Source organism: Paracoccus liaowanqingii (assembly GCF_004683865.2).
Classification (GTDB): Bacteria; Pseudomonadota; Alphaproteobacteria; order Rhodobacterales; family Rhodobacteraceae; genus Paracoccus; species Paracoccus liaowanqingii.
This window is the reverse complement of sequence record NZ_CP040763.1, coordinates 115818-127508: the sequence shown is the minus strand read 5'-3', so window position 1 is coordinate 127508 and position 11691 is coordinate 115818. Positions and strand designations below refer to the sequence as shown.

At 62.2% G+C, this 11691-nt stretch carries 8 protein-coding genes; 2 read left to right on the top strand and 6 right to left on the bottom strand.

Annotation, left to right across the window (positions count from 1 at the left end; all coding sequences use genetic code 11):
- Positions 1-672 precede the first annotated feature (672 nt).
- Positions 673-3732 carry a sensor domain-containing protein gene (locus E4191_RS20320; RefSeq protein WP_139616195.1) on the top strand — a complete coding sequence of 1020 codons (3060 nt, stop codon included), beginning with the start codon at positions 673-675 and terminating at the stop codon, positions 3730-3732.
- Positions 3733-4066: 334 nt separating this feature from the next.
- Here E4191_RS20320 and E4191_RS20315 read toward each other — a convergent pair whose 3' ends face one another.
- Both E4191_RS20315 and E4191_RS20310 read right to left on the bottom strand, forming a co-directional pair.
- Complete coding sequence (locus E4191_RS20315) at positions 4067-4384, bottom strand: hypothetical protein (protein WP_139616283.1); 318 nt, start codon at positions 4382-4384, stop codon at positions 4067-4069.
- A gap of 85 nt (positions 4385-4469) precedes the next feature.
- Positions 4470-5315 carry a Fic family protein gene (locus E4191_RS20310; protein ID WP_176562825.1) on the bottom strand — a complete coding sequence of 282 codons (846 nt, stop codon included), beginning with the start codon at positions 5313-5315 and terminating at the stop codon, positions 4470-4472.
- A gap of 170 nt (positions 5316-5485) precedes the next feature.
- On the opposite strand from E4191_RS20310, the gene E4191_RS20305 reads away from it, so the two are divergent.
- Positions 5486-7129, top strand: coding sequence for an IS66 family transposase (locus tag E4191_RS20305; protein WP_139616095.1), 1644 nt, complete (start codon positions 5486-5488; stop codon positions 7127-7129).
- Positions 7130-8134: 1005 nt separating this feature from the next.
- Here the strand turns inward: E4191_RS20305 and E4191_RS20300 are convergent.
- The 4 genes from E4191_RS20300 to E4191_RS20285 all read right to left on the bottom strand — a co-directional run bounded on the left by E4191_RS20300 (position 8135) and on the right by E4191_RS20285 (position 11332).
- A complete protein-coding gene (locus E4191_RS20300; RefSeq protein ID WP_139616193.1) occupies positions 8135-8509 on the bottom strand; it encodes a type II toxin-antitoxin system VapC family toxin in 375 nt (124 codons plus the stop codon).
- On the bottom strand, positions 8506-8748 hold the full coding sequence (locus E4191_RS20295; protein WP_139616192.1) for a type II toxin-antitoxin system Phd/YefM family antitoxin: 243 nt from the start codon (positions 8746-8748) through the stop codon (positions 8506-8508). The genes E4191_RS20300 and E4191_RS20295 overlap by 4 nt, the downstream gene beginning before the upstream one ends.
- Positions 8749-8835: 87 nt before the next feature.
- Positions 8836-9945, bottom strand: a complete 1110-nt coding sequence (locus E4191_RS20290) for a ParB/RepB/Spo0J family partition protein (protein WP_139616191.1) — start codon at positions 9943-9945, stop codon at positions 8836-8838.
- The gene (locus E4191_RS20285; RefSeq protein ID WP_139616190.1) at positions 9938-11332 is read right to left on the bottom strand and encodes an AAA family ATPase; all 1395 of its coding nucleotides are present in this window, start codon (positions 11330-11332) and stop codon (positions 9938-9940) included. Before E4191_RS20285 ends, E4191_RS20290 begins: the two co-directional genes overlap by 8 nt.
- Positions 11333-11691: the final 359 nt, after the last annotated feature.

The following is an 11691-nucleotide window of genomic DNA, read 5'->3' as shown; positions in this document are numbered from 1 at the left end:
GTGGCTCTGGGCGCTCCGGTCGATCTAGCTGCCATAGTTTCGCCCATGAGCTTCTCGTAGGGTGTCCGGTATCGTGTGTTATGCTGATAAGCAGAGAAATTTCCGATTATCTGAGACAGATCGTCTAGCGTTACGGCTGTCATGATCACCTCATTCCGCATGGTTGACTACACTTTCTTTTTATTGAGCGCCCCAACACATCAAGCACCCCAAGGCTGCATCGCAAAATGCTTTAGTGATTTTCCGCGTAGATTGGCTCATGTGCTGCATGCAGTTTGCTTCCTTTGCCTCACCGATCCCTGCGTTTTTACTTTCTCCGTGTCGATTTAATGCTCTGGAAAATTAATTTTACACTTTGAGCTTTTAGTCGCAGGCGGTCTTGGATCCCGCATATGCTTTGCGGGGCACTTCATCGCCCTGCCCTTGGAACTGCGGAAGGGCGCCATTACAATCACCGACGTCGGACAGTTCAGCCGAAATATTGAGATTGCTGTAAACGATATAACGGGCGGCAATGCCCTGATCCTTACGCACCCGATTGTCACGCTGCCCGAGACAGCTGCGATTTTTCATGTACAAAAAAAACGTGGGGCTCTTGAATAAGCGTATACCATTGATGTTCGCCTATAGGTAGAGTTGGGTGTTTAACGGCCCTTTTTCATTCCGGACCCGATGAGCGACATGCCGAGATCCCGACAGACAATATCCAAACTTCAGATCATCGCTGTATTTGCCTTGGCGCTTGGCGGGGCCGTGGCTCTGGCCTGCCTGGTGGCGACAGGCACCTTCCCACTTCTGGCTGGAATTCCTGCGCGAAGTGTTGTGGTGGCCGTGGCGGCAACTGCTTTCTTGGTAGCGCTCCCGATCGTCTTCGTGCTGACATTCCTGATCGCCCGGTTTGCCGGGCGGCAGCGCAATCTCGCCGCCCGGGAAGAGCTGTTCGTGACTGCGCAGCAGATCGGGAAGTTTGGCTATTGGCATTACGATGTGAAGAACAGCAAGTTCACCTTGTCCGATAACGTGCACGACTTGCTGGGGGACCCGAACTGCACGCTTCAAATGGACCTTCCGAGACTTTTGGAAATGACGGACCCCGACGACCGGGACATGTTGTCTCAAGCCCTCCACCGGATCGTCGTCGAAGGCAGCCGTGAGGAGATTGAGTACCGGCTTACGGGGCTGGACGGAGTTCAGAAGACCTTTTGGGTGGACGGCAAGAGAATGCTTGATCGAGCAGGCAATCCGCTCAGGGCATACGGGGCCTGCCGGGACATCACGGACCAAAAGAAGATCGAAGCGGCTCTCCGTGAAAGCGAGGCTCACTATCGGTCTGCGGTGGAACTGAACGCTCAGATCCCCTGGACAGCCGATGCCGAGGGAAACGTCGAGGAATTAGGGCCGCGCTGGTTTCGGTACACGGGCATGAAGCGCGAAGATGCCCTTGGCACGGGTTGGGCCTCAGCGCTTCACCCTGAAGATCTCGAACTGAACCTGCCCCTCTGGTCAGAGGCCTTGCGGTCGGGGGAGCCAATCGATGTTGAATACAGGTTGCGGCAGACCGGCGGGTCCTGGCGCTGGTTTCGCGCCCGTGCGGCTCCGAGGCTGAACGATCGGGGTTCGATCGTCCGCTGGTATGGCACCCTTGAAGATATCCATGACCGCAAGATGGCAAACGTGGCCTTGCGCGAAAGCGAAGCCTTTGCCCGGAGCATCCTCGAAAGCACGCCTGACTGTGTCCGCGTTGTGAACCTGGATGGTCATGTTCAGTTCATGAACGGCCCCGGCATGCGGGAGATGGAGATAGATGATTTTGAAAGCCGGCTGAAGGGACAAGTTTGGGCCAGTCTGTGGCCTGCCGATGCCCGGGAAACGATCGAATGTGCTGTTGATGCGGCGCGCCAAGGGCGTACTGCTCATTTTTCTCATTTCTGTCCGACGGCAAAGGGTACCGCCAAATGGTGGAATGTTTCTGTGTCGCCAATTTTCGGGCCGAATGGCGAGCCAGACAAACTGCTCGTCATCTCGCGCGATATGACAACAGCGAAGAGGACACAGGACGCGCTGGAAAGGGCCAAGAGGGCAGCTGAACAATCGGCGCAGCGGCTCGAAAATGTGCTGTCGAGCACGACGGACGGTGTGATCACATTTGATAGACAACTACGTGTGGTCTACCTCAACCGCAGTGCGTTGGAGGTCGTCCCCGGGGCACGCGGACTCATTGGTAAACTCTACCATGAGGCTGTCCCGGAACTCGTCTCTCCTCCTTTTGAAGAATACTTTCACAGGGCGTTCAGTCAGGGTGTTCCGGAACATTTTGAAGGATACTTTGCTGCATACGACCGTTGGCTCAAGGTCCATGTTTATCCGTCACCCGACGGGATATCCCTGTTCTTCAAGGATGTCAGTGAGCGGCAACGGGCACAGGAACAACTGCTTTATCTCGCGCATCATGACACCCTCACCGGCTTGGCCAACCGGGCAATCCTGTATGACGTACTAGAGAAGTCCCTGGTGACAGCGCGCCCGGAGAAACCGACGGTGCTGCTGTTTCTAGACCTCGACGAATTCAAAGCGGTCAATGACACACTCGGACATTGCGCAGGGGATCGCTTGCTTGTCGAGGTAAGCGAGCGCCTCAAGAGCTGCGTCCGTACGTCGGACGTTGTCGCCCGTTTCGGGGGCGACGAATTTGCCGTTGTGGCGGATGTGGACAGCCCGGACGAAGCGGCCAGACTTGCCGAACGGATTATCGAGGTGCTCCAGGAGCCCTATGAACTCGACGGTCGTCCTGGGGCGGTTGGCGTCAGTATTGGCATCGTTTCGACCTCCGATCCCAATGTTACCGCAGGCGAGATGCTTCGGGATGCGGACATCGCGCTGTATCAAGCCAAGGCTAGTGGGCGAGGAACTTATCGAATTTTCGAGACCGCCATGGGGCAGAGCTTTCGGGAACGGGAAGCGCTGAAGCAGGATCTTCGCGGCGCTGTCGCGCGTGGCGAACTCCATCTCGTCTACCAGCCGCTGTTGGACCTCGCGACCAACCGCGTCAACGGTTTTGAAGCGCTTCTTCGATGGCATCATCCAACTCGTGGGCTTGTGCCCCCCGTCTTCTTCATCCCTGTCGCGGAGGAGATGGGCCTAATTGTGGAGATCGGTGCCTGGGCCCTGGACAGGGCCTGTCACGACGCAGCAACTTGGCCTGAGGGCATCACCGTGGCAGTCAACCTCTCTTCGGTTCAGTTCCGTACCGGCGATGTGTTGCAAGCGGTTGCTCATAGCCTGTTACAGAGTGGGCTGTCTGGAAAGCGGCTTCAGCTGGAGATTACGGAGTCCGTTCTGCTTGCTGACAGTGCAGCAAACCTCGAACTCCTGCACGCCTTGCGCACACTCGGGATCACCATCTCAATGGACGATTTTGGAACCGGCTATTCCTCCCTCAGCTACCTTCGAAGTTACCCGTTCGACAAGATCAAGATCGACCGGAGCTTCGTGAGCGATCTCTCTATGAATGAGGCAAGCGCAGGACCAAAGGCGATTGTTCGGGCAATCATCGGCCTGGCGCAGAGCCTGGGCATGACTATCACCGCTGAAGGTGTGGAGACCGCCTCGCAAATCTCGGTGCTACGCAGCATGGGTTGCAACGAGGTACAGGGCTTTCTTATCAGCAAACCCGTCGGTGCGGAGGGCGTAGCCGAGACCATTTCACGATTGAACAACGCTTCGGTGCTTTAGCGGCCACAGGCTGCCGTCACAATGACACAGGGCGGCAAATATGCGCCTGCTGTTCGGCGGTAATGACAGGAGAGCCCTACCTGTCCGGTTACTGCCCAGATGCTTCACGGCGGTCAGATCAGCCTTTGATGCGGATATGACCTCTTTCGGCAAGGCATTGCGCCTCCGGCCCTTTCAGCAGGCAATAGACATGAAACCCGGCTGGCATAAGGTTAGATCAGATATCACTCTGTCCTCGACCCCAGCTGCTGTAGGAAAAGAGGCAACGCGGAATGCGCAAAGAGCGGTATCCGTCTGACCTCTTTGCTCGCTATACGCCGCGCTCAGCACCCTGTCATTCCCGAATTCCCGACGCACTTCCAATCGGGAACATGTCCTCGCCGTAATGGTGCAGCTTGACGTGATGGGTTCGGCACAGCCAGCGGACAATAAGCGGCTGATCATAGCGGTCGTGATGGGCGTCGACGACGCTCGCCCCGCAGACCTCACAAGGCTGCTTCTGGAGCTGGCCGGACATGAGCGCGCGTTGCACGGCGAGATGGGCGCGGTACTTGGACAGATTGGCCCGGCGCCAGTTGGTCTGACGACTGTCGCTTTTCAGAACGGTTGGCTTTTGATGCGGGGGCGTCTTCGCGTCCGGCTTGCGTGTTATCTGGCCCTCCGGTGTTTCGCCATCCCGTGGCGGGATCTGCACCCAGGCTGCAGTCGAGGTGCTGCAGCGCAAAGGCATGATACGATCATATTTCGGTGGTCCACAGCCTGAACCTGCGATTTCCGGTCACCTCGCGGGTCAGACCGAGATCGTTCAGGCGCTTCAGCATGCGCTCGGCCGTGGGGCGGCTGATGCCGGCGCGCGTCTCCATCTCCATGGCCGAGACGAAGGGGCGGGCCGCCAGCACGCCGATGACCCGGGCGGCGTTGTCGCCCTTGATGCCGGCGGTGGCGGCCCGGGCCTGCTCGGACCAGGCCCCGATGCGCAGGATCAGCGCCCGTGCTTCCTGCGCGCCGGCGCGCAGCGCGGCAAGATGCGTGGCGAGCCGATCCGCGGGCGGACCATAGCCGGTCCAGACCCGCCGCCCATGCCGGCTGAAAGGGACGAAGCGAAGCCCTTCGGCCCCTGCCGCCATGTGGCGCGCCGACCAGACGGCGGGCTCGGCCACCTGCCCCGGTGGAGACAGTTCGGCCATGCGCCACAGCGCCAGAACCGCAGGGCCGCGTGCCAGCGGATGTAGCCCCGTAAAGGCATCGACGGCCGCCAGGAATTCGGCGGCCGCGCCATCGAATTCCCTGCCCTGGAGGCGCAGGTCCATGCTGGTCGCCGATGGCTCATCGGAGGCAGCCCGGCGGTGCAGTCCCAGAAAGGCCGGCAGGTCCGCCAGGGCCCCCTGCCCTTCCAGCCGGCGGACAGCCCACCGCGCCAGACGCAATGCCTCCGGGTCGGATGCTGCGCGGGCCTCCATCAGCTCGCGGCCGATCTCGTCTCGACCCAGCATCAGCCCCTGCGCCCGCAGCATTGCTTCGACCTCAAGATAGACCAGGCGTTCGCGGGCCCCTGTAGCCTCCGCCGCGGGCAGCGCCAGCAACGTGGCCTCCAGCCGCCCGAGATCGCGGGCTGCATCTGCAAGTGCGGGGGCTTGTGCCGCTTGGGCGTCAAGCCAAGGCCGGGGATCAGCTAAGGACGGCATCTGAGTAAGCGGGGCAAATTTCCGGGCATGATCGTTGCGCTCTTGATCTTGGTCTGATTCAAGATCGTATGAGCCTGCCGTCAGATGATGCCTTTGAGATGCTGAGCGCCGACAGTTTGCGTCGGCTCGTCATTGATCTGTCGCAGCGGCTTCATTCCCTCGAAGACCAGGTGTCCCAACTCGCCGATCAACTCGAGACGGCCGAGACGTCGCAAGCGGCGCTCCAGGTGGAGAACCAGGAACTGCGCGATGAGATTGCGCGGCTGAAGAACCTGCCCCCTCGGCCTCCCTTCAAGCCATCCGGCATGGAGAAGGCTACGGAACGCGAAGTTCGCAAATCTGGCGGTCCATCACGGCGCCGCGGTGCCAAGCGCGACCGGGATCGTGTCACCCGCGAAGAGGTACTGACGACCAAGGCTCCCACCGGGTCGCGCTTCAAAGGCTACGAGACAGTTCTGGTCCGTGAGCTGGCGATCTCGTCCGAAGTTGTCCGTTATCGCCGCGAGCGCTGGCTGACTCCAGAGGGCAAGACGATCATCGCACCGTTGCCAGCGGGACTGCTCGGCGGTTTTGGCGCCAACCTGCGCCGGTTCTGTCTTGTCCTTCATGCCCAGGGGCAGGTCACGACGGAACGGCTGACCTTGATCCTGAACGGGATCGGCATGGAAATCTCCAAGCGGCAGGTCGTGCGCATCCTGACCAGTCGTCTTGACGGCTTTATCGAAGAGGATCAAGCAGTCCTTCGGGCCGGCCTGGCAACAGCACCCTTCATCAGCGTGGATGACACTGGCGCCCGCCACGCCCGCCGCGACGGGATCACGACACAGATCGGCGGTGCCGACTTTACCGTGTTTCGGACAGGCCGCTCGAAGTCGCGGCTGAATTTCCTGTCACTCTTGCGGGCCGGTCGCGAGGATTACGTGATCAACGATGCAGCGCTCGATTACATGCGCCGTCGCAAAGTCGCGCCGGACGTCGTCGCTTATCTTGCCGCCCATCCAAAGACCTTATTGACCTCGCAGATGGCCTGGTACGAGCACCTGGTAGCACTTCGCATAGATGTCTTCGACCGAACCTTGCTGCGTGAGGTCAGCGAGGGCGCCCTCTGGGGCGCGGTGCGCCATTACGGGCTGATGGAAAACACGGTGGTCGTGTCCGATGATGCCGGGCAGTTCCGTGTCCCCAATCATGCCTTGTGTTGGGTACATGCCGAGCGCCTGCTGCAGAAGCTAATGCCAAAGACGCCCCAACAGGCACGCAAGATCGAGAAGATCCGGGACGAGATCTGGACACTGTATCGAGATCTGAAGCTCTGGAAGCTGACCCCTGCTGAGGCAGACTGCCCCATGCTTGCCAAGCGCTTCGACAACATCTTCACGCAACTGACCGGCTACAACGACTTGGACCAGCTGCTAGCCCGCTTGCACAGACGAAAGCACGAACTGCTGAAAGTGCTGGAGCGGCCGGAAACTCCACTCCACACCAATGCCTCGGAAAACGACCTGCGTGCCTGCGTGACCAAACGGCGGATCTCAGGCGGCACAATGAGCATTGATGGCCGCCAGGCCCGCGATGTCATGCTTGGGTTGATGAAGACCTGTCGAAAGCTCGGCATCTCCTTCTTCGTTTATCTGGGCGATCGGCTCGGCCTCAACCAGTCGGCTGGACGCGTCCCGTTCCTCCCTGACCTTGTCGCGGGGCAGCCTGTCTGAACTGAGCTGCCCGGAAATTTGCCCCGCTTACGCAAGGGACGGCATCTGATCGATGAGCGAAGCCTCTTTTTTCAATTTGAACGCAGTATCTAGATAACCTCAAGCACCATCTTAGCACCTTTATGAAGAGCACTGATGTATTTTCAGAGGGTCGGTTGCAGGATCTTCCTGAATGGTCACGTGCGCATCAAATACCCCGCAAGCGCCCCTCATTTGCTAGAGATACACCGCATAAGAACAATGCCGGCTCACTTGCGCACGTTTACAAACGGTCGTTTATTGGCATCATAATAATTTGCAAGCTTTTGCCAGACATGCCTCAGATCGGCTTTGCAACGCGTTAACCACGGATCACCCTTGCATTGCCACTTTTGGAGAGGCGGGATCTCGAAGATCCAAGATCTCTCAAAGGATTTCATTAAAAAAAACCGCAAGACACTGGTTTCTGGGCTAGGCGCCCTAAACCAGCGGCACGAGCATGGCCCCCCGTGGGACCGCCAACGCGGCTATGGGATCTGCGCCCTCGAGCTAAAACTTTAAAGGGAACTTGGAACGCTGCAGATCCGGTCGACCATCCCAAACGCCCAAAGCGGAAGGGGGTGGACGTGCTGGACGACCCTCATCTGGCAGGCTTAGGCATCTGGGCGGACCTCTCCCCGTCAGCGGAGCGTGTCGTCCGAAGCCGAAGCCATTCAGCACGCGGCGCGGCACGCCGAAGACTGGTGGGGGAAGGCGAAGACATCAGCCACCCGCTGCAGGAATGCGTAGTGATGCATCACATCGCTCCGGTGAACATCGCACCAGCCGCTTCAACTGGCCTTTCAAGCGCCATAATCGGTCGGTCAGACACGACTGATGCGAACGGGACATCATTGCTGGCATCGAGGAACCCGGACCTCCTCCTCCCCGAGGGCGTCCAGCTCTGACGAAGGCCCGAGCACCGCATACCTGTCCGGCGCCCTCTGACCATGGCCGTCCCCCGCCCTCTCGGTTTCGCGACGAAACCTAGCCCGCGATCAGCTCCACGTCATAGGCGCGGAACTTGCCGTCGGCCGAGACCAGCACCATCCCCTCCTGCCGGGCCTGCGCGATCAGCAGCCGGTCGAAGGGATCGGCGTGATGGGCGGGCAGCCGCTCGACCGCGCGCGCATGCGCCCAGGTGATCGCCAGGGGCCGGACGCCCGCCGCCAAGGCCTGGTCGAACAGGTCCTCGGGCACCTCCAGCTTGCCAAGGGCCACCTTGATCGCGATCTCCCAGACCGAGGCCGCGCTGACATGGATGGCCTCGGCCCCGTCCATCGCCGCGCGGGCGCCCGCCCCAAGGCGCGGGTCGTCCAGCATCGCCCAGAGCAGGATATGCGTGTCCAGAAGCAGCCTCACGCGGGCGGGATCAAGCTGTCGGCAAAGAGGGCCGCGACCGCCTCGTCGGCCTCGTCGACGGCCCCCGGCGCGACGAAGCGGCCCCTCATGCAGCCGATCAGCCCCTGCCCCGGGGTCTGGGCGGCGGTCAGGCGGGCCACGGGGCGGCCATAGCGGGTCAGCTCGACCTCTTCGCCGGCCTCGACGCGGCGGATCAGCTCGGCGAACTGCGCCTTGGCTTCGGCAATGGCGATCTGCATGGGCAAGCCTCCTGATGATGACCATCAATGTAGGTCATCATTGGGGCGATGGCAAGCGGCCTGCCCATGGTTTCGCGGCGAAACCGCTCAGCGCTCCAGCAGGGCCCGGAGCTCCAGCATCAGGCTGTCCATCAGCTCGCCGTTCAGGACCTCGCCCTCCAGCCGGATCACATGGCCCCGGCTGTCCTGCGCCCGGCGGATCGTCACCCCGCTGGAGGTCCGCAGCGTGCGGTCGTCGATCCAGCCGGTCACCGGCGGCAGCTTCTTCGGGCGCCCGCCCCGGCTCGGATCGCGGACCCCGCCATCCTCGACGCGGATGACAGGCTCGATGGCCAGCCACTCCTCCTCGGCGTCGCTCGGCGTACGCTCGGACAAGGCGGTGCGCAGGCGGCCCTCGGCCCCCTGCCGCAGGGCCGTGGCCAGCTGCAGCCCGCGCCGCTCGGTCAGTCCCTCGGGGAACTCCAGCATGTCGCCCAACTCCTCGAAGATCAGCGCGAAGGACCGGATCTTGGACCGCTTGGCCTTGGATCCCGAGGCGAACAGCTTGGCCACCGCATCCTCGGTATTGGCGAAGGCGCCGTGATTGGCGGCAATGACGGCGATGCGGCCGCGCTCGAAATGGCTCAGCTCCTCGCGGACCTCGTTCTCTTCGATCATCGAGACGAAGGCGCTGCCGCTATCCTCCTGTGGTCGGACGATGGCGCGGATGGTCCGGTATTTGTCGGCCTGCGTCAGCTCCAGCAGGCCGCGCGTGGCCAGCAGGCGCCGATAGCCCGACAACAGCCCATAGCGCGGCCCTGCCCCGTCGCCGCCCGGCAGCTCGAACACCTCGATCGGCAGCCGCAGCCCATGGGCGGCGATCGAATGGCGCAGCTCGAGCATCTCGTCCTCGCCCATGGTCAGGCGGTCGCGGATCATCGCGTCGGCATCGATCTGCTCCAGCGGGATCTCGGTCATCAGCAGGCCCTGCGCCTGCGCGGCATGCAGACGCGCGGCATCGGCCTCGGTCCGGGCCCGGGCGGCGCGGATGTCGGTGCCGTCGGCCTGGGCATGCGAGGCGCTGTCGGCGGCCACCTGCGCGATGGGCGCCAGGCCCCGGGCGGTCGCGGGTCGGTCGAAGGTTTCGCTGCGAAACTCCTCCTCGATGCGGCTCAGATCGTCGCTGCTGGGGGTCTCCAGCCGCCTGCGCTTAACCATCCTGTCCGTCCTTTCCCTCGGCCTCGGCCATCTGCAGATCGCGCCACCAGGCGCCCAGGATCAGCTCCTTGACCTCGGCCCAGGTGCGGTCGAAGGTCTCGCGGCCGCGCACATAGGTGTCGCGGTTGAACTCGCGGTAATCGGCCTCGTAGATGCCGTTCACCTGCTCGCCCGCCTGGCCGACCATGGCGGTCAGTTCCTGGCGATAAGTGGTCATGAAATCCCCGAAATAAGCCTGGATGACATTGGCCAGATCGGTCTGCTGCCCGGCCTCGAAGCGGGTGATGATGGCCCGCACCGCGTCCCATTCGAAGCGCATCTCGGGCAGCCCGTCGCGGCGGCGCGCCTTGTTCTCGCCATCCTCGACGCTGGCGAAGGTCGAATAGAGCATGTCGAAGAACCGCCCCGTCGAGTCGAACTCCAGGAAGGTCGCGCCAAGCGGCACCAGCAGGATGTCGGCCGCGGCCAGCGCGTTGATCGTCAGGTAGCCGAGCGCGGGGGGCGTATCGAGGAAGATCAGGTCGTAGTCGTCGAAGATGCCGTCATGGCTGAGCCCGTTGGCCAGCGCGTCCCACAGCGGCCAGCTGCGCAGGCCCATGCGCCAGACCGGCACCTGGAATTCCGCCCAATAGAGGTTCAGCTGCGCGCCCAGCAGGTCGATATTGGGCCAGTGGGTCGGCTGGATCAGGTCGCGGGCGCCGATCTTGAGCGCCTCGGTCAGCGTCTCGTCGAAGGGCAGGGGAGCCTGACCCGCCGCCTCGCGGACGCGGTTCTCGCCCTGCAGGGCCAGCGCATAGTCCTTGGCCAGCAGCGGGAAGGCGGTGGACCATTCGTCGGGCACCTGGCCGCCCATGATCGAGGTCATGCTGCCTTGGCTGTCCAGGTCGATGACCAGCACCTTGTAGCCATCGAGCGCCGCCGACATGGCCAGATGCGCGGCGGTCGAGGTCTTGCCGACGCCGCCCTTGAAGTTGGCCACCGCGATGGTCTTGGCGGGCAGGCCCTTGGGACGCCAGGGCCGGTATTCGCGGTCGGCCGCGCCCTCGGTCGCGAAGTGGTCGCGCAGGCGCAGCACCTCGTCGAGAGTGAACCACTTGGAATTGCCCTCGCCGGTGCCTTGGGGCAGGTCGGGGAACTTGCGCAGCACTCGCCGGAAATGGGCCGTGGCGACCGGGATCAGGTAGCGGCAGACCTCCCAGGTCGAAAAGCGGCGCAACCGCTTGCGCCCGTCGGGGGCATAGCCGCGTTCCGCCAGATCCTGCCGTCCGCGCGCGGCGAAGGCCGCCGCCTTGGCGAATCGGGCGGTGCCGATCGGCTCGGACAGGCGCTTGGCGGCGCGGGCGGGGTCGATGCTGAAATAGGGGGGAAGAGGCTCTTTGCCTGCCATCTCGGTCCTGCTGCGATGTGACGTGTTTCGGAGGTCTCGGGGGAAACTCTCGCACATGAAAAGCGGAAAGTGAATCATGTTGACCCGGTTTCGCCGCGAAACCTTCCAGAATCGGAAGAAAGCGGCCGCATATAGGTTGTAGAGTCTTTAGGGACTTTAAAGTCTTTAGGTCGAAATTTGCGTTTCAAGGCAATGTGTTGCTGCACGAAAGGCACCCATCTGCGGGACCAGGGGCACCCGTTTGCGGGGGGAGGGGTGCCCGTCTGCAGGAAGGTCGGGACCGATTCGCGGGATGGGAGGTGTCCGGACGCGGGACGGGCCCGGAAGGGCCGGGTTCGGCGCCGAAAGGCCGGTTCTGC

Bases quoted from the DNA above. Each gene is read 5' to 3' on its own strand.
- E4191_RS20290 (WP_139616191.1), bottom strand. From the start codon at position 9,945: ATGGTTAAGCGCAGGCGGCTGGAGACCCCCAGCAGCGACGATCTGAGC.
- E4191_RS20320 (WP_139616195.1), top strand. From the start codon at position 673: ATGAGCGACATGCCGAGATCCCGACAGACAATATCCAAACTTCAGATC.
- E4191_RS20295 (WP_139616192.1), bottom strand. From the start codon at position 8,748: ATGCAGATCGCCATTGCCGAAGCCAAGGCGCAGTTCGCCGAGCTGATC.
- E4191_RS20305 (WP_139616095.1), top strand. From the start codon at position 5,486: ATGAGCCTGCCGTCAGATGATGCCTTTGAGATGCTGAGCGCCGACAGT.
- E4191_RS20285 (WP_139616190.1), bottom strand. From the start codon at position 11,332: ATGGCAGGCAAAGAGCCTCTTCCCCCCTATTTCAGCATCGACCCCGCC.